Here is an 18,467-nt window from a genome sequence, read left to right on the forward strand (position 1 = left end):
AGAGAGGCCCGCCCATGACCATCCCGCTTCCCGTGGTCTTCATCCACGGCCTTTGGCTGCACAGCACCTCCTGGCAACCGTGGATCGATCTGTTCCGCGCCGAGGGCTACGACCCCTCCGCACCCGGGTGGCCCGGCGACCCCGACACCGTCGAGGAGGCGCGTCAGAACCCCGAGAGCGTCGCCGGTTACGGCATCGACGACGTCGTGGAGCACTACGCGGCCCTGATAGAGACCCTGCCCGCCCGGCCCATCCTGATCGGTCACTCCTTCGGCGGGATGATCGCCCAGAAGCTGCTCGGCCAGGACCGCGCCGCCGCCGCGGTCGCGATCGACGCCGCACAGATCAAGGGCGTACTGCCCCTGCCGCTGTCCGCACTGAAGGCGACACTCCCGGTCTTCAAGAACCCGGCCAACAAGCGCCGGTCGGTCTCCCTGACCCCGGAGCAGTTCCGGTTCGCCTTCGGCAACGCCATCGCGGAGGAGGCGTCGGCGGCCCTGTACGAGCGCTGGACCATCCCCGCGCCGGGCAAGCCGCTCTACGAGGCCGCCGCCGCCAACTTCAACCCCCACTCGCCCGCGAAGGTCGAAACCGACAACAACGGACGCGGTCCGCTGCTGCTCATCTCCGGCGGCAAGGATCACACGGTCCCCGAGGTCGTCACCCGGGCCACCCTCAAGCAGTACCGGCACTCCGAGGCCGTCACCGACATCATCAACTTCCCCGACCGCGGGCACTCCCTGACGATCGACGGCGGCTGGCGCGAGGTCGCGGACACCGTCCTGACCTGGCTGCGGCAGCACAGTCCGGAGGCGGCACGATGACGCCGGCCTCCCGGGGCACCGCAGACCCCGGTGCCGACGCGGGTCTCGTCGGACGGACGGTCGTGGTCACCGGCGCCGGGCGCGGCATCGGACTGGCCGTGGTCGAGGCCTTCCTCGCGGTCGGCTCCCGTGTCGTCGCCGGATCGAGGGAACGTACCGAAGCCCTCGACGCACTGGTCAAGCAGGGCGCCGAACTCACCGTCGTGGAAGTCGACCTGGCGACCCCCGACGGTCCGGCCGCACTGGTCGCCGAAGCCGTGGCGGTCCACGGTGGTGTGGACGTCCTCGTGAACAACGTCGGCGCGGTACGGCCGCGGGTCGGCGGCTTCCTGAGTGTGACCGACGAGGACTGGGAGTGGACGTTCACGGTCAACCTCATGGCCGCCGTCCGCACCACCCGGGCCGCGCTGCCGCACCTGCTCGCCACCGGCGCGGGACGCATCGTCACCGTCTCCTCCGTCAACGCCAGGCTGCCGGACCCGCTGGTCATCGACTACGGCGCGGCCAAGGCGGCGTTGACCAACTTCTGCAAGGCCCTGTCCAAGGAGGTGGGGCCGCAGGGCGTGCGGGTGAACACCATCGGTCCCGGCCCGGTGGAGACGGCGCTGTGGCAGGGCGCCGGCGGTGTCGCCGCCACGGTCGCCGAGTCCCAGGGCGTCGATCCCCGTGAGGTGGCCCGCGGTGCGGCAGGCCAGTCGCTGACCGGCCGCTTCACCCGCCCGGCCGAGGTCGCCGACCTCGTCGTCTACCTCGCCGGTCCCGCGGCGGCGAACATCACCGGCGCCGACTTCGTCATCGACGGTGGCCTCGTCGAGTCCCTCTGACCCGCCGTCAGAGCGCGGGCCGCGACCGTCATCGCCCCTTCGCCGACGAACGCACGGTTCCAGAAGAAGCCCCTCACCATGCCGGTGCTCACGTCAGGAGCGAAAATGACCGGTTTCTTCCCGACCCTCGACCCCACGGCCGCACGCGAACCCTTCTGGTTCCTCGGCGGCCAGGCCAGGATCCTGCTGCCCGGCACCGCGACCGACAACCGGCTCAGCCTGATGGAGTTCGCCGACCCCGCCGGTCACGCACCCCCGCACCACGTCCACGAGGACGAAGAGGAGGTCTGGTTCCTCCTCGACGGCGAGGTGACCTTCTTCGTCGGCGACAAGCGCCACGACCTGGTGCCCGGACAGGTCGCCTACGGGCCGCGCGGCGTTCCGCACAGCTATCTGGTGCGCTCGCCGGAAGGGGCGCGGATCGCGGTGCTGTTCAGCCCGGCCTTCATAGAGGAGTACTTCAGGGCCAACGGCACCCCCGTCGCCGAAGCGGGGGACCTGCCACCGGAGTTCGATCTCGCGGCGGTCGTGGCCTCCGCCGAGGCCTTCCATCTACGGGTCACCGGACCACCGCCGTCCTTGTGAGTCGGACCGCCCCGGGGAGAGCGGTCCTTGACAGGAGGGGAGCTGTCCAGCACCACGGAATTACCGCACTCCGGCACCAAGCTCATCCGTCAAGCTCCGAAGGGAACCCACATGCCCTACATCACCGTCGGACAGGAGAACTCCACCGACATCGAGCTGTACTACGAGGACCACGGAAGCGGACAGCCCGTCGTCCTGATCCACGGCTACCCGCTCGACGGCCACTCCTGGGAGAAGCAGCTCCCGGCCCTGCTCGACGCAGGCCACCGGGTCATCACCTACGACCGGCGCGGCTTCGGCCGGTCCTCGCAGCCGACCACGGGCTACGACTACGACACCTTCGCCGCCGACCTCAACGCGCTGCTGACCGAGCTCGACCTCACCGACGCGGTACTCGTCGGGTTCTCCATGGGCACGGGAGAAGTCGGCCGCTACCTCGGCACCTACGGCTCGCAGCGCATCGCCAAAGCCGCCTTCCTCGCCTCGCTCGAACCCTTCCTGCTCAAGACCGACGACAACCCGACCGGCGTCGACCAGTCCGTCTTCGACGGAATCCTGGAGGCGGTCGCCAAAGACCGCTACGCCTACTTCACCGGTTTCTACGAGGCGTTCTACAACCTCGACGAGACGCTCGGCAGCCGCATCAGCGACGAGGCCGTGCGGGCGAGCTGGAACGTGGCGGCGGGGGCCTCGGCGTACGCGTCGGTGGCGTGCGTCCCCACCTGGCTCACCGACTTCCGCGCCGACGTCGCCAAGATCGACGTACCGACGCTGATCCTGCACGGCACGGCGGACCGCATCCTGCCGGTCGACGCCACTGGGCGGCCCTTCCACGCGCTGCTGCCCTCGGCGCAGTACGTCGAGGTCGAGGGCGCCCCGCACGGTCTGCTGTGGACGCACGCCGAGGAGGTGAACGCGGCGCTGCTGGCCTTCTTGAGCAAGTGACACCTGCCTGAGGGAGGGTCAGCCTCCGGTCGCCGGGCCCTGTTCGCCGATCGCTCGGGGGATCCGCTTGCGGGAGGTGATGCCGAGCTTGCGGAAGACCCTGCTGAGGTGGAACTCGACGGTCGACGCCGTCACGAACAACCTGGTCGCGATCTCTGTGTTGGTCAGCCCGGCGGCCGCCATGGAGGCCACCTGCCGTTCCCGCGAAGTGAGATCGAACCTGGTCTCCTCGGTCCGCCTGCGGGCCCTTGCCCCGGTGGCGAGCAGCTCCAGCCGGGCACGCTCGGCGTACGGCACCGCACCGAAGGCGTCGAAGCTCTCGTACGCGGCACGCAACTGCGTCCTGGCGTCGGAGCGCCGCTTGCAGCGGCGCAGCCACTCGCCGAACAGGAGTCGCGCGCGGGCCTGTTCCAGGGCCAGTGGAATCTGATCGAGCAGGTCGAGCGACTCCTGGTAGAACTTCTCCGCGTCGTCGCCGTCGGCCGTCAGTGCCCGGCCCAGGGCCAGGCTGGCCAGTGCCCAAGGGGTGGCGGCGAGCGGGGCGCGTGCCTCCAGCCGGGCCAGGGCTTCGCTCGCTCCGGTTCGGTCGCCGGTGCGGACGCAGGCCTCGACGAGCTGCGTCAGGACGAGGTTGCCGCAGGCCGGTGGGTCCTGCTCGAAGACCGTTCGCGCGTGCTTCAGCGCCTGCTCGTAGCGGCCGTGCCCCAGCTCGAACAGGGCCAGGGCGTGCTGCGCCAGGAGTTGGAGCACGCCGTGGCCCATGCTCCGCATCTCCGCGGCCCGCCGCACCGCCGAGCGCAGCTCCGCCTCCTGGCCGGTCAGGGCGAACAGATGGAGCCGGTTGATGTCCCCGCCCCCGGGGAAGCCGGTGTCGGCGGCGATGTCGTCGAACTCGGCGTAGCGGACCTCCGCCTCCCTGAACCGCCCCTCCCAGAGGTCGTAGCGCGCCTGGACGAGCAGCGTGATGCTCAGCGCGTACAGTGCGCCGGTGTCGCGGTCGGCCGCCGCCAGACGGTCGGTGAGGTCACGCCCGGCCTGGACCTCCCACAGATCGTCGCAGGCCATGGACAGCATCACCGCGAAGGGACTGCGTGCGACACCGATCGCGCAGCCGCGCCGCAGCCCGTCCAGCGCGGTGCGCAGCGCGGGTGCGCCGCGTTCGTAGCCGTCGGCCACGCGCCGGGCCAAGGCCTCCATCAGAAGGTCGCGGCCGTCCACGGATGCGTCCGCGATGTGCTGTCGCGCGGCGATCGCGGCCGCCGCGACCTCGGCCGGCGAGGTGCCCTGCGTGGAGTCGTGGGCGACCAGTGCGGCGTGGAGGGCCTCGCAGAGCAGCTCCCAGGACAGCCCCGGCTCCCGGGGGCCGAGCCTGGTCACGGCGGCCATGAGCATCGCGGGGACGTCGGCCACAGCGATCCCGAACATCTGCGCGGTCGCCCGTATCCGCAGCTCGCGTGCGCCCAGCACCGGGCCACGGATGTCGGCGGACGCGAGATCCAGCGCGGTCTGCGCGGCCAGCGGGTCGCCGGACATCAGATGGGCCTGCGCCGCGTCGAGCAGGCGTTCGGCGCGGGTGTCCGGGGCCTTGGTGAAGGCCGCGGCGCGCGACAGGAAGAGGGCTTGCTGGGAGTAGCCGCCGCGGGCTCGGGCCCGCTCGGAGGCCGCTTCGAGATCGTCGGCGACGGCGTCGTCCACGCCTTCGGCGGCCTCCGCCCGGTGCCAGGCGCGGCGGTCGGCGTCGCGTACGGGGTCGCAGGCCGCGGCGAGTGCCGCGTGCGCCCGGCGCAGCTCCTCGGGTGGGGCACCCGCGTACAGCGTCGAGCGGATCAGGGGATGGCGGAACGCCGGCGGAGTGTCCCGGCCGAGGATTCCGGCGGCGATCGCCGGTTGCACGGCGCGGGCCGACAGCCCCAGACGCCCGGCGGCCCGCCACACCGCCGCCGTGTCGCCCGCGGGGACCGTGGCGAGGAGCAGCAACAGGGTCGTGGTGTCGGGTGGCATGGTGTGGACCAGCCGCCGGAAATGGCCTTCGAGCAACCGGCTCACCGGCAGGGGATCGGGCAACGGCGCGATCCCGGCCAGTTGTTCGGCGGCGAGGGCGTCGGTCAGCTCCAGCAGGGCGAGCGGATTGCCGCCGGTGCCCGCGACGATCCGCTCGGCCACCGCTGTGTCCACCCGCCGGGTGGCGAAGGAGAGCAGGGCCTTGGCTTCCGTCTCCGGCAGACCGGTCACGCGGTGCACGCTCAGTGCCTCGAACAGTCCGATGTCCTCGGGCCCGTCCCGGAGGGCGACGATCACGCCCAGGGAGTCGGCGTGCAGGCGGCGAGCGGTGAACGCGAGCGCCTCGGCCGACTCCCGGTCCAGCCAGTGAGCGTCGTCCACCACCAACAACAGCGGCTGCTCGGCGGCGGCGTCCGACAGCAGCGTCAGCGTCGCGAGCCCGACCAGATAGCGGTCCGCGGGCGGCCCCGCCACCAGCCCCAGCGCCGCGTCCAGCGCGGTCCGCTGCGGCCCGGGCAGCTGGTGCGTCCGGTTCAGGAACGGCCGCAGCAGCCGGTGCAGGGCGCCGAAGCCGAGACTGGTCTCGGTCTCGACCGGCGTCAGGCGGATCACGCGAAGTTCCGCGGCCCGCTGTGCGGCGTGATCCAGCAGCCGGGTCTTGCCGATCCCGGCCTCGCCGGTCAGGACGAGGACGGCACCGAAGCCGTCGCGCACGGCGTCGAGCAGACGGCCGATGGCCGCGCGTTCGGTGTGGCGGCCGACCATCGGCGGCCCGGGTTCCTCGTGGACGTCGTTCCACGCCATGGGACCGATCCCCCCTGTCGATGTGCTGACGTGAGGAACGCTAGGAGCGCCGCGCGGGCGGTATCGAGCGTCATGTGACGGTGGTCAGCGCAGTGAGCTGACCACCGTGCGCAGCTCGGCGCGCGAGACCACGCCCAGTTTGGGGAAGATCCGGTGGAGATGTGAGCTGACGGTCCGGTGCGACAGGTAGAGCCGCTGGCCTATCTCGCGGTTGGTCAGACCGTCGGCGGCGAGCTGGACGATCTGCAGTTCATGGGCGGTCAGTTGGTCCCGGGCGTCCGGGGCGCGGCGGCGGCTGGTCTCGCCCGAGGCCCGCAGTTCGCGGCGGGCCCGCTCGCCCCAGGGGATCGCGCCGAGGGCGTCGAACATGTCCCGGGCGGCCCGGAGATGGTCGCGGGACTCGACACTGCGCCGGCGGCGCCGCAGCCACTCGCCGTACGCCAGATGCGTACGGGCCCTGATCAGGGGCCAGGCGCCGAGGTCGGCGCTCAACGCGCCCCGGAAGAGCGGGTCGGCGTCCTCGTCGGCGGCCAACAGCGCCCGGACCAGGCGTAGTTCGGCGTGCAGCACCGGCGCGGAGGTCACCGCGGCGACCTCCTCCAGTTCCGCCACGATCGCCGGCACGCTCTCCAGCCGCCCGCAGTGCGTGGCCGCGTCGACGAGGTCGCCCACGACCGTCAGCCGCAGGGCGACCTGGTAGGCGGGGTCCGCCGGATCGTGCAGCCGGCGGAAATGCCCCAAGGCCTCCTCGAACCGCCCCGCGCCGAGCGCGGCCAGTCCGCGCGCCATCGACGCGGTGGCCAGCACCGGACGTGCCCCGGCCGGCAGCCCGATCTCCTCCGCCTCCTCGGCCAGCTCCAGGGCGGAATCCGTCTCACCGCGCAGCGCGGCCAGCTTGGCCGCGGTGGCGGTCATCAACGCGTACATCGTCGTCTGGCTGGTTTCGCGCGCCAGCCGTCGTGACTCCTCGGTCGCGGCGATCGCCGCGCCGAGATCACCGACCACGAGAGCGCTCCACGCGTCCGCGCCCACCGTCCGGGCCAGCAGCCCCAGGCGTCCCTGGGCACGCAGCGGGGCGCCGCCGGCCGCCGAGAACGCCCGCGCCAGGTCGAAACCGCCGACGAGGAGTGCGGCGGTGCTGAGCATGCGGTAGGCGCGGCCGTCGTCGCCCTCCTTCAGGGCGACGTGCCGGGCCCGTTCCAGGACGAAGGTGCCGCGTTCGACCGGTGCGGCGTAGGCGCAGATGGCCAGGCGCCACGGGTCGAGTTCGTCGAGCCCCATGCGCTCCACGGCCTGAAGAACCGTACGGCGCCCCTCCGGGCCCGGATCGGACCAGAAGCACAACTGCGCGGCGCTCCACAGGATCCGCAACGCCAGCGCACAGTCCTCCACGGCCATCTCCTCGGCGAGGGCCGTCAGCGAGTGGGCGCCCGAGGCGTGGCTGTGCAGTCCCTCGTCGAAGCGGCCGCGGAGCCAGACGACCGTGGCGTGCTGCCGCCGCGACAGGGGCCCGGCGAGCGCCTGGTCCAGCAGCCGGGTCACCGTCTCGGGCCGGCCGAGTTCGACGGCGAAGTCGGCGGCGCGCAACAGCCGTTCGGCCCGGCGCTCGGTGTCCTCGCTGAGCGCGGCCGCCTGTTCGAGGGTGGTGACGGCCGCAGCGATGCCGCCACGGTGTGCGGCCCGGTGAGCCGCGTCCTCCAACGCCGCGGCGACGCTCTCGTCCGGGTCGTCGGCCGCGGCGGCCCGGTGCCGCAACTGCCGGTCGGGTTGTTCGTGGAGTGCGGCCGCGAGTGCGGCGTGCGCGGCGTGGCGCACGTCGGCGGGCATGGTCTGGTGGATCGCCGACCGCATCAGCGGATGTCCGAAGCGCAGCTCCGCGCCCACGACCTCGACGAGCCGGGAGCGTACGGCAGGGTCGAGCTCCGCGGTTCCCGCTGCCATGCCGGTCAACTGCCGGGTCGCGCGGTAGATCTCGGGGAGCGACGGGCTGTCGTTGAGAGCCGCGATCCGCAGCAGATCGCGGGTGATCTCGGGCAGGCTTTCCAGCCGGTCGGTGAAGGCCCGTTCGAGGCGCTCGGTGAGCGGCAGCTGGGACAGGTGGGGATCGGCCGACGCGCCCAGGGTGCGGGAGAGTTCGGTCAGGGCCAGGGGATTCCCGGCCGCCTCGGCCAGCAGGCGGCGATGCGCGGTCGGCCGCAGCTCCGGCGCACGGTCCGCCAGGAGCTGCGTGGCCTGGGCGTCCGTGAGCGGAGTGAGGGTTACGGCGGTGAGTTCGTCGGAGTTGAGCCGTGACCGGTAGCCATCGCGGGCGGCTCCCACCACGACCACCGGCTCCGCGCCCACCCTTCGCGCCACGAAGGCGAGGACACTGGCGGTGGCGTCGTCGAGCCACTGCGCATCGTCCACCAGGACCAGCACGGGTGCGGCCGCGGCGGCGTCGGCCAGGAGGTTGAGCACCGCCAGACCCACCAGGAAGACGTCGGGAACACCGGTCTCGGCGTGTCCGAGAGCGGTGTCCAATGCCTGCCGGTGCGATGCGGCGAGGTCGGCGGCTCCTGTGGCGAGTGGCCGCAGGAGGAGCTGGAGACCGGCGTACGGGATGTCGCTCTCGGCTTCGACACCGCTGGTGCGCAGGACCTGGTAGCCGAGTTCCTCGGCGAGAGCGGCGGTCCGGGTGAGCAGTGCCGTCTTCCCGATGCCGGGTGCACCCCGGACGAGCACCGCGGTTCCGTGGCTCCGTGGCTCGGCCAGCAGCCGGCGCAACAGCTCCAGCTGATCGTCCCGACCGATGAGCTCCACGTTCCCCCCATCAGACCGGGTCACCGGACCAGGTCTGTTCGACGGTCAGGGTACTGTGCCGCCACCTTCCCGGCCTGCTCCGGCGCAGCGCCGGCCGCCGCCAGACCCTGGTAGGGCGTGAACAAGAGGGATGGGCTTGGCCTACCTGACCCTCGCTCCCGTGTGCCCGCCCGAGCCGACCTCCCAGTAGAACCCAGTGCGGCCGGGCGGCCGGGCGGTCCGCTGGGCGACGGCAAGGCACCACGCAACGCCCGCTGCACTGGAGATGGCTGATTCTCAGCTGCGCGGACGCAGGGATTCCGATCATCGAACTGTTGTGCAGGTTCTGTGTGCCCTTTCTGCCTAGACTCTGGCTCTCGTACGGAGAAGGAGCACGAGTGAGTGAACAGGCGGGCCCCGTCTGCCCGGAGTGCGGAACGCCGCGCGCGGTGGACGGAACCCCGGCATGCACCTGCGCCCGCCGGGCCTCCGACGCCCACCGCGCGGGGCGTACGTCGGAGGCCGCAGCCGCGGAGGACTTCGATCCGGTACGCATCCGGCCGTTCGTGGAGGTCGGCGACGACGCGGACGCCGCGAGCGATCCGGCGGCCGAACTGACTGGCGGGGTACGGGAGTCACCCTCGCCACACCCGGTGCCGGACGCCCCTGTGCCGGGGGACACGGACGAGCCGGACACGGACGAGCCCGACACGGACGAGCCGGAACTGGGCCCGCCCGCCCCGGACCGTCGTCCCGCCGACTCCGCACGGCAGCGCCGCCGACGTACCCTGCTGACCGCCGGACTGGGAGCCGCCGGCGTCGTGGTGCTGACGGGATGCCTCGTCGGCGGGCTCTTCTGGTACGACAGCCCCGAGCGCGACGGTTCCCTGTCTGGCGGCGTACGCGCGGGCCTTCCGGACGAACAGCCCCCGGACACCGCTTCCTTGTCCCCGGCCACCGCGCAGACGGCGTCCCCCGCGCAACCCTCCCCCTCCGCCACCGTCTCGGCGGAAGCCTCCGCCACCGCGGGCCCGGCCACGTCGACCGGTTCCACAACCCCGACGGCGACGGGGTCCGGGGCCATTCCGACCGCCACGGGCGGTGCACCGCAGCCGAGTTCCTCTGGAGGCCAGGCCCCCGTCCTCCGCCCCGGAGACAAGGGGCCCGAGGTCACCGAACTCCAACTCCGGCTGCGGCAGGTGGGTTTCTACAGCGGCGAGGCCGACGGCACCTACGACAGCCAGGTGGAGAGCGCCGTCCGCGGCTACCAGGTCACCCGTGTGGTCCTCGACGACGAGTCGGGCGTGTACGGTCCGGCGACCCGCGAGGCCCTCGAATCCGAGACCTCGGAGCCGTGACGTACAGGATGTCGTCCTGACAGGGCGTCGGACGAGCTGCTGAGCCAGCGGCAGGCCGGTCGAGGCCGGTTGTCAGTGGTGGCTGGCAGCATCGTTCTCATGGCGGACATGATCGAGGACTGGCGGCCCTTCCTGGAGCGGTGGAGCCAGGAGTGGGCGGACGCGCAGGAGTTGGACGCACCGGCCGACGAGCGGCGCATGGCGGACGACGAGCCGGCGCGTGCGAGGTGGCTGGGGTTCCCCGCTGCGTCCGAGGAGCGGATAGCGGACTTGGAGGAGCGGCTCGGACGCCGGCTGCCGCCGTCGTACCGGACGTTCCTTGCGGTGACGGACGGCTGGCGGCACGCGGGCGGCTTCGTCTGGCTCCTCGCCGGCACCGGGCAGGTGCGGTGGCACCAGGACGAGGCGGGCCTGTCCGAGTACTTCCCCTTCGAGACGGAGGACCTCACGCCGGAGGAGGAACTGCTCGCCGGGATGTGGGGCCGCGCGCTGCAACTCGACGTCGAGTCGGACATGGTGTATGTCCTGCTGGATCCGGGCGACGTGGACGACGAGGGCGAGTGGGCCGTGTACTCGTACGCGTCGTGGCGTGCCAGTCCACCCGAGCGGTACCCGTCGTTCCGGGTGTGGATGGAGGAGATGTACCGGGAGTTCCACAGACTCCAGGTGGACCGGTCCCGGCGGGCCGGGTCGGAGTTCGTCAACGCGACGACGCGGGCGCTGGACACCTCCGTCGAGACGGCCCGCCTGGACGCCCTGGCGGGCCGGTACGAGCAGGCCGCGACGGCGCTGACGGACGCGGGCGCGCACGGCAGGCCCCGGGCGGGCGCACTGCGCGACCAGATCCGCCGACTGCTGGGGGAGACCTATCTGGTGTCCTTCCGCGAGCTGGTGGCCGACCCGCGGTACGCGCGGGAGGTGGTGCCGGTGCTGGCGGCCGAGAACGTACGGATGAACCGCGAGGACACGACGCTCACCGCGCGGCTCGGAAGCCTCCCCGACGCGGAGCGGGCCGCGGTGGAGGAGGCCGTGCGGCAGGTGTGGGCCGGCACATACCGCTACCCACCCGAGGGCCCCTTCGGCGACGCGGTCGATCAGGCGCGGGAGCAGGCCCGTTGGGGCGACACGGACGCGGCCTGGCGCACGCTGCGCGCCGCACTGCCCCGGTGGCGGCCCCTCGGCCCGGACCACCTCGCCCCCGTTGGCCTGTACGCCGACCACCTCCTCGGCCCCGTGATCACGCCGGAGCGCGGCCGGGAACTGCTGGCCACGCCCCGAGCCGGCCACAGTGGCGACATCCCGACGCCCACGCCCGACCTCGATCCGCCGGGTCTGTCGTGGCTGACGGAGCAACAACCCGGCAATCCCATCGGGCCCTACCGCTTCCTCCTCGTCGAAGGGGTGGAACCGGCCGACCTTCCGGGCCGCGTCGGCGCCGACGAGACCGCCGCGCTGGACGAACCGGCGATGGTGTGGGAGTCACGCCTGCGGCCGCGCGACGGCCACGGCAGCCCGCCCTGGGCGGACGAGACCACGGCCTCCGTCGGCCGGGCGGGCCAGGGCTGGAGCTTCGCCCTCCAGGCACATCCCGGTGCCACCTTCGACGAGCGGTGGTACGTCTCTCCGGCCGTCGCCGCCTCCCGGGGCACCCGGGTGGTGACGGTGTGGAGCGAGCCGTTCGGCGGACACCGCCCCGGTGTCTTCCACCTGTCTGTCGCCGAGAACGGCGAGGAGACGTACGCCGTCACCGTCCGCCCGGACACGACCGACAGCCGCGGAGCCGTGCCGAGCAGGCTGGACCCGCACCGGCTCTTCCCGCCGGACGAACCCCGTGACCAACGCCGGGGCGAGCGGCGCGCGCTGGAGGCCATAGGCGCCGAACTCGGTGTCGCCCTCCCGAGGTTCGCCCTCACCCAGGGACGACTGCACACCCTCCGCACCCGCTCCTGGCGCCGGCCGCCGGGCCCCGGCGAGGGGTATGTGACTGTCGGCGTGGTGAGGCGGCCTTAGAGGTCATCTCGACAGGCTGGTGTCTCGTCGAAGCGCCCTGCCAGTGGCGGGGGTCGAGAGACGAAGGTCTTGTGCGGGCCGGTGACGGTGAGCAGGCCAGTCATGGGCGGCCGGCTCCTTGCGTATCAGGGTTCCTCGAAGTTCCTCGGGCCGGTGGCAGGCGACGGCGTGGTCGTCCAAGCAGGCCGGGGCCGCGTCGGCGGACCAGTCGAGGAATTTCGGCGACGACGTCACGGGGGTCAGCCCTGCGCGAGGTCGTCCGGGATCGGGCCGCCGCCGTCGGGGATCCAGCGGCTGGTGTCCGGAGAGCAGCGGCAGCGTCGCGGCCGGTGTCGAGGCGCAGCTGTCGGGGACCTTCAGCGCGTCCATCCAGACGACGTTCGGCGCGCTGCGGGAGCTGTCCGTCCGCGAAGGCCGCCTGACGGGCAGCCGTGCCACCGCCGATGCGAGAGCGGCTCCCGACCGGAGCCGCTCTCCATTTCCGCGCCGTCAGCTCTGAGACCGGGCGACACGCGTCCCCGAGCTGCCCTGCAGACCAGGGACGGCGGCGAACAGCTCCCGCAGCGCGGTGGTCGCCGCCTCGACGATCTCCGCGGGAACGCCCTCGAAGAGCGCGTCGTGAGCCGCCGAGCTCACCAGGACCGAGCGCTCGGCCAGCGCGACGCCGTCTGGGGTGAGGCGCAGCCACGTGCTGCGGGCGTCGTCCGGGTCGTCCTCCCGCTCGACGAGGCCGCGGGCCACGAGGCGGTGGGTGACGTTGGTGGTGCCACCGGTGGAGAGCATCAGGGAACGGGCCAGCTGGTTCGGCTTCATGCGGTACGGCGCACCCGCGCGGCGCAGCGCCACCAGGACGTCGAACTCGGCGGGGGTCAGGCCGAGTTCCGTCAGTTCACGCCGCATCACACCGTCCAGTGCGCTGGTCATGAACATGATCCGCTTGGTCAGTTCCGAGGAGGCGTGCTCGACCTCGGGCAGCTCGGTGCGCCACGAGTCCATCCATACGTCCACGGGATCCGGTGTTGTCGTCACGCCTTGCATCGTAGGTCACTGTCGGTATAGCTTTCTAGATAGCTTTTCAAAAAGCTTTCGAACTAGAGAGGTGGGCAGAGCCATGCCCGACACCCGCGTCCTCATCCGCAACGGCCACGTCATCGACACCGAGCCGCAGCCGTTCGCCCGTCCGAACACCGACCTCCTCATCGAGGACGGACGGATCGTCGCCGTGGGCAGCGACCTGCCCTCGGACGGGGCCACGGTCATCGACGCCACCGACCGGATCGTGCTCCCCGGGTTCGTCGACACCCACCGGCATGTGTGGCAGTCGGCGCTCCGCGGGGCGGCCGTGGACATCGACCTCCATGCCTATCTCGGCATCCTGGCCCAGCACGGTCCGAACTTCCGGCCGTCGGACGTGTACGCCGCGACGCTGGCCGGCGCACTGGAGTGTCTCGACTCCGGCATCACGACCCAGCTGGACTACTCGCACATCTCCAACTCGCCCGAGCACGCGGACGCCGCCATCGACGCCCTGCACGCGGCGGGGCTGCGCGCGATCTACGGCTACGGCACCCCGGTCCACGGCGGCGGCAGCCTCGACGACGTACGCCGCATCCGTACCGAGCGCCTGGCCGACGACAACGCGCGCGTCACCATGGCGTACGCGCCGCTCGGCCCGTCCTTCACCCCGATCGAGGTGATCGCCGAGGAGTGGAAGGCGGCGGACGAACTGGACCTGCCCCTGACGTTCCACGTCTCCGCGACCCCCCTCGCCGCCCAGCCGGTCTTCGCCCTGCGCGACGCCGGGCTGCTGCACGACAAGATCCTCTACGTCCACGGCAACACGCTCGGCGACGACGAGCTGAAGCTCATCGCCGACTCGGGCGGCACCGCCTCGGCCACGCCCGGCGCGGAGGCGATGCTCGGTGACAGTTCGCCCGTGGCGGGCAGGCTGCGCCGCGCCGGCGTCACCACGGGCCTCGGCGTCGATGCCGTCACCTGCGCTCCGGGCGACATGTTCTCCCTGATGCGGGCGGCGCTGCTGGCCAGCCAGATCGCCGACGACCCGCGGATGACCTGCGGTGACGTCCTGAAGATGGCCACCCTGGACGGCGCCGCCGCTCTGGGCCTGGCCGACCGGATCGGCTCGCTGCGCCCCGGCAAGCAGGCCGACGTCATCCTGCTCCGCCTCGACGACATCAACTGCCTCACCGCCGAGCGCGACCCCATCGCCGCCGTCGTCACGGCCGCGCACCCCCACAACGTGGACACCGTCCTGGTGGCCGGACAGGTCGTGAAGACCGCCGGCCGACTGGTCCACGCCGACCTCGGGCGGGCTGCCCAGGACCTGCGGGCCACCGCGGCCGCCGTCGTCGGCATCTGAATCCCGCACCCTCAAGGAGTACGTCATGCGCGCACTGCATGTCCCCGAAGCCGGCGGACAGCCCGTTCTCGGCGAGCTTCCCGCCCCGGAGGTGACACCCGGACACGTCCTGATCAAGGTCAGGGCGGCCGGACTCAACCCCCTCGACAACGTCCTCGCGGCGGGAGCCTTCGCCGAACGGCTCCCTCACATATACCCCCTGGTCCTCGGCCGGGACGCCGCCGGTGTGGTGGAGGCGGTCGGCGAAGGCGTCGACCACGTCGAGCCGGGCCAGGAGGTCTTCGGCAACGTCCCGCTCGCCCCGCCGATCCAGGCCGGCACCCTCGCCGAGTACGCGCTGCTGCCCGCCGCCACGGTCGTGGTCAAGCCGGCCGGCCTCGACTTCGCCACCGCCGCCGCGCTGCCCCTGGCCGCCGCTGCCGCCGTGGCCGCCGTCGACCGGATCGACCCCCAGCCGGGCCAGGTCGTCCTGGTCAACGGCGCCACCGGAGGCGTCGGCCGGTACGCGGTCCAGCTGCTCGCCGCACGGGAGGTCACCGTCGTGGCCACCGGCACCCCCGACGACGCGGCACGGCTCACCGCGCTCGGCGCCACGACCGTCGTCAACTTCACCGTGGGGCCGGTCGCGGACCAGGTCCGGGCCGTCCACCCCGACGGCGTCGACGCGCTGATCAACCTCGTCGGATACACGCCCGCCGAGGTCCCCCTGGACGCGGTCCGCAAGGGCGGCACGGTCGCGACCACCACCATGGCCCCCGACGCCGACACCCTCGCCGCCGCCGGACTCACCGGCGGCATGGTCCAGGCCCACCCGGTCCGGGAGACCACGGAGCCGCTCGCCGGGCTCGCGGCGGCCGGTCTGCTGGCCGTCGACGTGCACACCGTGCTGCCGCTGGAGCAGGCCGCCGAGGGCCTGGGCGTCCTCGCCGCCGGCAAGGCCCGGGGCAAGATCGTCGTCACGTTCGGTGACTGACGCAGCCCTGAAAACCCGTCAAGGAACCATCCGAACCATCCGAACCATTCGAACAAGAGGAGTCGTGTCATGACTGGACGTCTGGAAGGCAGGACCGCCGTCGTCACCGGCGGTGCCGCCGGTATCGGCCGGACGATCGTGCAGAAGCTCGCGGCCGAGGGCGCCGACATCGCCGTCGTCGACGTCAACCCGGCGGACGAGACACGGGAGATCGTGGAGGCCGCCGGGCGGCGCTTCTTCGCCGCGAAGGCCGACGTGTCCGACGAGGCGCAGGTGAACGCCTTCGCCGCCGAGGCGCGTGAGGCGCTGGGCCCGATCGACATCGTGGTGAACAACGCCGCCATCGCCATGATGCGAGACCTGGAGAACACCACGTACGAACAGTGGAAGAACATCTTCTCCATCAACGTGGACGGCTTCTTCCTGGTCACCAAGGCCTTCCTGGAGGACCTCAAGGCCTCCGACGCGGGCCGTGTGATCAACATGTCCTCGTCGAGCTACTGGGAAGCCCCGCCGATGTTCCTCGCGTACGTCTCCGCGAAGGGCGCCGTCAACGGCTTCACCCACGCCCTGGCGACCGACCTCGCGCGCTGGGGAATCACGGTCAACGCGCTCGGCCCGAGCGTCGTGCGCACCCCGACCACGCGGCGCAACCTCACCGACGAGTTCTTCAAGGAGCACGCCCAGCTCCAGAACCTGAAGCGGGAGCAGACGCCGGAGGACGTGGCCAACCTGGTCGCCTTCCTCGCCTCCGACGAGGCCTCCTTCATCACCGGCCAGGTCCACCTCGTCGACGGCGGCCTGGTCCGCCGCTGAGCACCTTTTGACGGGCCCCGGCCGACCGGGGCCCGTCTCCCGCGTTCAGCACTCTTCCCCTCCGACTTTCCTGGAGTGATACTGCATGACCGAAACCCCGAGGACGACCGGCGCCCCGGCCCAGCAGAACGTGACCTTCCCCAGCGCGGACAGCACCGCGCACGGATACCTCGCCCTGCCCCCGTCCGGGCGCGGCCCCGCCGTGATCGTCATCCAGGAGTGGTGGGGCCTGACCGACCACCTCGCCGACGTCACGGACCGCCTGGCCGCCGAGGGCTTCGTCGCGCTCGCCCCCGACCTCTACGGCGGCAACGTCGCGCACGACTTCCGGGAGGCCCGCCGCATGATGCAGGCCCTGCCCGTCGACCGCGGTGTGGAACTGCTGTCCGGCGCGGTGGACTACCTCCTGGCACGCCCCGAAGTGACCACGGACGTGGTCGGCTCGATCGGCTTCTGCATGGGCGGAGGCTTCGTCCTCTACCAGGCGGCCGTGGACCCCCGGATCACCGCGGCCGTCCCCTTCTACGGCGTCATCAACGGCGAACTCCCCGACTTCTCCGGCCTGAAGGCCGAGATCCAGGGCCATTACGCGGAGACCGACGTCACCGTCTCGCCGGAGTCCCTTGAGGAACTCCGGCGGATCGTTCCGGAGCAGTCCGGCATCACCCCGGACATCCACGTCTACCCCGCCCAGCACGCCTTCTTCAACGACAGCCACCCCGAGGTCTACGACGCGGAGTCGGCGGCCAAGGCCTGGGGACGGACCCTGGAGTTCCTGCACAAGCGGCTGGGTTGAGTCGGCACCGCCCTCAGATCTCCACCAGATAGCTCGTGAAGCCCCCCTCACCGCTCGACACGCCCGAGATGGCGTCGTTGATCTCGTCGAGCGGCCAGGACCTGGGCCGGAGTACGGAGATGTCGACGGCACCGCTGCCGAGCAGCCCGGCGAGTTCGACGCCTTCGGCAGCGGTGAACCAGACCGAGCCGATCAGCTCCATCTGCTCGTCCATCCACCACTTCACGTCGACGCCCAACTCACCCGCCGTACCACCGATGTTGACGATCCGGCCGCCCCGCCCGACACCGCGCATCGCATCCCCCAGTGAGTCGAGGGAGGCGACGGCGCCGAGGGTGTCGATCATGAAGTCCGCGCCCCGGCCCCCGGTACGCGACCTCACCCATGCCTCGGTACCACCCTCCCGGTTGGAGAAGACCTTGACACGGTCCGGGGCGATTTCCCGCACTCCAACAGTGGCACACCGCGCGCGACGGCGAAGACACGGGAGGCGCCGAGCGCGAGGGTGGCGAGGGTGACACCGACGCCGAGGGTGCCCGTCGCGCCGTTGACGATCAGCGACTTCCCGGCGAGGGGGTCGTGCTTCTTGGCCGCCGCGTAGGAGGTGCCGAGGTAGTAGCCCCCCAGGGTCCAGTATTGGCACTTCTGCGGTGTGCCGGACCCACAGGCGTGGCAGGCGCCGCACGAGCGGCCCGGGTTGACGTAAACGCGGTCTCCCGGTGTGACCCCCACCACCTGCGCGCCCACTTCGTGAACGACACCCACGGGGTCGAGGCCGAAGACGGCCGGGAGCGGCGGCAGCGGCATCTGCGGATACCAGGTCTGCCAGTTGGCGAGGGTTACGAGGGCGCCTCGGTCGAACGCATCGCGGACGAGGCAGGCTTCTCGAAAGGGGCCTTCTACTCGAACTTCTCCTCCAAACAGGACGTCCTGTTGCAGCTCCTGGAGGGGAACGCGGGGCACGACGTCGAAGAACTCTCCGAATTGCTGCGCGACGTCACCGACCCGGACGCCGTCATCGAAATCGTGGCCCATTGGTCCGACACCCGTGCCGCGGAACAGAAATGGGGAATCATCGCCATCGAATTCCTCCGGCGCGCACGGCGTGACGGAAATCTGGGAATGCGGCAACGGCAGCTGTTCGTGACCCAGTGGGAAGAAATCGGAAAACTCCTGCTCGACAAACTCGCCCTGGGGCGCGACGGGAGAATCAGCGCCCTCGACATGGGCGGAATCGTGCTCGAACTCACCTATGGCGGTATCTCGGGATTCCTCCGCGCCAATACCGCCGGGCAGATGGTGCGGCACGTGCTCAGGTCGTTCCGCGACTCGGCCGGGCCGGCCCAGGAGACCTGACGGCCGTCCCGCCGTCA

General features: G+C 71.7%; 16 protein-coding genes. 11 read left to right on the plus strand and 5 right to left on the minus strand.

The genetic code is table 11. The features are described 5' to 3' along the window. Positions 1-14: 14 nt before the first annotated feature. From ABZ928_RS38980 to ABZ928_RS38995, 4 genes are all read left to right on the plus strand, one after another. A complete protein-coding gene (locus tag ABZ928_RS38980; RefSeq protein WP_361529576.1) occupies positions 15-824 on the plus strand; it encodes an alpha/beta hydrolase in 810 nt (269 codons plus the stop codon). Beyond that, entirely contained in the window at positions 821-1,648 is an 828-nt protein-coding gene (locus ABZ928_RS38985; protein ID WP_361529579.1) for an SDR family oxidoreductase, read from the plus strand. The genes ABZ928_RS38980 and ABZ928_RS38985 overlap by 4 nt, the downstream gene beginning before the upstream one ends. Positions 1,649-1,753: 105 nt before the next feature. Beyond that, positions 1,754-2,233, plus strand: coding sequence for a cupin domain-containing protein (locus ABZ928_RS38990; RefSeq protein WP_361529582.1), 480 nt, complete (start codon positions 1,754-1,756; stop codon positions 2,231-2,233). A gap of 111 nt (positions 2,234-2,344) precedes the next feature. Next, positions 2,345-3,178, plus strand: coding sequence for an alpha/beta hydrolase (locus tag ABZ928_RS38995; RefSeq protein WP_361529585.1), 834 nt, complete (start codon positions 2,345-2,347; stop codon positions 3,176-3,178). 18 nt (positions 3,179-3,196) lie between these two features. On the opposite strand, the gene ABZ928_RS39000 is transcribed toward ABZ928_RS38995, so the two are convergent. Together ABZ928_RS39000 and ABZ928_RS39005 are read right to left on the minus strand one after the other, a co-directional pair. Then, positions 3,197-5,983: an AAA family ATPase gene (locus ABZ928_RS39000; protein WP_361529588.1), complete on the minus strand. Its 2,787-nt coding sequence runs from the start codon at positions 5,981-5,983 to the stop codon at positions 3,197-3,199. 84 nt (positions 5,984-6,067) lie between these two features. Next, positions 6,068-8,782 carry an AAA family ATPase gene (locus tag ABZ928_RS39005; protein WP_361529591.1) on the minus strand — a complete coding sequence of 905 codons (2,715 nt, stop codon included), beginning with the start codon at positions 8,780-8,782 and terminating at the stop codon, positions 6,068-6,070. 377 nt (positions 8,783-9,159) lie between these two features. Here ABZ928_RS39005 and ABZ928_RS39010 point away from each other — a divergent pair, with 377 nt between their 5' ends. Then, positions 9,160-10,119 (plus strand): peptidoglycan-binding protein, encoded by a 960-nt coding sequence (locus ABZ928_RS39010; RefSeq protein WP_361529594.1) that lies wholly within the window; start codon positions 9,160-9,162, stop codon positions 10,117-10,119. 99 nt (positions 10,120-10,218) lie between these two features. Then, a complete protein-coding gene (locus ABZ928_RS39015) occupies positions 10,219-12,129 on the plus strand; it encodes an SMI1/KNR4 family protein (protein WP_361529597.1) in 1,911 nt (636 codons plus the stop codon). Between the two features lie 489 nt (positions 12,130-12,618). Here the strand turns inward: ABZ928_RS39015 and ABZ928_RS39020 are convergent, their stop codons facing one another. Then, positions 12,619-13,158 carry a MarR family transcriptional regulator gene (locus ABZ928_RS39020; protein WP_361529600.1) on the minus strand — a complete coding sequence of 180 codons (540 nt, stop codon included), beginning with the start codon at positions 13,156-13,158 and terminating at the stop codon, positions 12,619-12,621. An 82-nt stretch (positions 13,159-13,240) separates the two neighbouring features. Between ABZ928_RS39020 and ABZ928_RS39025 the strand changes: the two genes are divergently transcribed. The 4 genes from ABZ928_RS39025 to ABZ928_RS39040 all read left to right on the plus strand — a co-directional run bounded on the left by ABZ928_RS39025 (position 13,241) and on the right by ABZ928_RS39040 (position 17,094). Continuing rightward, positions 13,241-14,509, plus strand: coding sequence for an amidohydrolase family protein (locus ABZ928_RS39025; RefSeq protein ID WP_361529603.1), 1,269 nt, complete (start codon positions 13,241-13,243; stop codon positions 14,507-14,509). Between the two features lie 25 nt (positions 14,510-14,534). Further along, positions 14,535-15,482 (plus strand): NADP-dependent oxidoreductase, encoded by a 948-nt coding sequence (locus ABZ928_RS39030; protein ID WP_361529606.1) that lies wholly within the window; start codon positions 14,535-14,537, stop codon positions 15,480-15,482. 69 nt (positions 15,483-15,551) lie between these two features. After that, positions 15,552-16,298, plus strand: a complete 747-nt coding sequence (locus ABZ928_RS39035) for an SDR family oxidoreductase (RefSeq protein ID WP_361529609.1) — start codon at positions 15,552-15,554, stop codon at positions 16,296-16,298. 85 nt (positions 16,299-16,383) lie between these two features. Next, positions 16,384-17,094 (plus strand): dienelactone hydrolase family protein, encoded by a 711-nt coding sequence (locus ABZ928_RS39040; RefSeq protein ID WP_361529612.1) that lies wholly within the window; start codon positions 16,384-16,386, stop codon positions 17,092-17,094. Positions 17,095-17,107: 13 nt separating this feature from the next. Here ABZ928_RS39040 and ABZ928_RS39045 read toward each other — a convergent pair whose 3' ends face one another. Together ABZ928_RS39045 and ABZ928_RS39050 are read right to left on the minus strand one after the other, a co-directional pair. Continuing rightward, the gene (locus ABZ928_RS39045; RefSeq protein WP_361529615.1) at positions 17,108-17,476 is read right to left on the minus strand and encodes a hypothetical protein; all 369 of its coding nucleotides are present in this window, start codon (positions 17,474-17,476) and stop codon (positions 17,108-17,110) included. Beyond that, positions 17,473-17,859 carry an alcohol dehydrogenase catalytic domain-containing protein gene (locus ABZ928_RS39050; protein WP_361529618.1) on the minus strand — a complete coding sequence of 129 codons (387 nt, stop codon included), beginning with the start codon at positions 17,857-17,859 and terminating at the stop codon, positions 17,473-17,475. Before ABZ928_RS39050 ends, ABZ928_RS39045 begins: the two co-directional genes overlap by 4 nt. Here ABZ928_RS39050 and ABZ928_RS39055 point away from each other — a divergent pair. Next, positions 17,845-18,450 carry a TetR/AcrR family transcriptional regulator gene (locus ABZ928_RS39055; protein ID WP_361529621.1) on the plus strand — a complete coding sequence of 202 codons (606 nt, stop codon included), beginning with the start codon at positions 17,845-17,847 and terminating at the stop codon, positions 18,448-18,450. The genes ABZ928_RS39050 and ABZ928_RS39055 overlap by 15 nt on opposite strands. Positions 18,451-18,467: the final 17 nt, after the last annotated feature.

This window comes from Streptomyces sp. NPDC046909 (assembly GCF_040644695.1).
GTDB lineage: Bacteria > Actinomycetota > Actinomycetes > Streptomycetales > Streptomycetaceae > Streptomyces.

What these genes read in the sequence shown, in the direction of transcription:
- ABZ928_RS39000 (WP_361529588.1), bottom strand. Translation starts at nt 5,983, where the DNA reads ATGGCGTGGAACGACGTCCACGAGGAACCCGGGCCGCCGATGGTCGGC.
- ABZ928_RS39035 (WP_361529609.1), top strand. Translation starts at nt 15,552, where the DNA reads ATGACTGGACGTCTGGAAGGCAGGACCGCCGTCGTCACCGGCGGTGCC.
- ABZ928_RS38980 (WP_361529576.1), top strand. Translation starts at nt 15, where the DNA reads ATGACCATCCCGCTTCCCGTGGTCTTCATCCACGGCCTTTGGCTGCAC.
- ABZ928_RS39040 (WP_361529612.1), top strand. Translation starts at nt 16,384, where the DNA reads ATGACCGAAACCCCGAGGACGACCGGCGCCCCGGCCCAGCAGAACGTG.
- ABZ928_RS39030 (WP_361529606.1), top strand. Translation starts at nt 14,535, where the DNA reads ATGCGCGCACTGCATGTCCCCGAAGCCGGCGGACAGCCCGTTCTCGGC.
- ABZ928_RS38995 (WP_361529585.1), top strand. Translation starts at nt 2,345, where the DNA reads ATGCCCTACATCACCGTCGGACAGGAGAACTCCACCGACATCGAGCTG.
- ABZ928_RS39015 (WP_361529597.1), top strand. Translation starts at nt 10,219, where the DNA reads ATGGCGGACATGATCGAGGACTGGCGGCCCTTCCTGGAGCGGTGGAGC.
- ABZ928_RS38985 (WP_361529579.1), top strand. Translation starts at nt 821, where the DNA reads ATGACGCCGGCCTCCCGGGGCACCGCAGACCCCGGTGCCGACGCGGGT.
- ABZ928_RS39025 (WP_361529603.1), top strand. Translation starts at nt 13,241, where the DNA reads ATGCCCGACACCCGCGTCCTCATCCGCAACGGCCACGTCATCGACACC.
- ABZ928_RS38990 (WP_361529582.1), top strand. Translation starts at nt 1,754, where the DNA reads ATGACCGGTTTCTTCCCGACCCTCGACCCCACGGCCGCACGCGAACCC.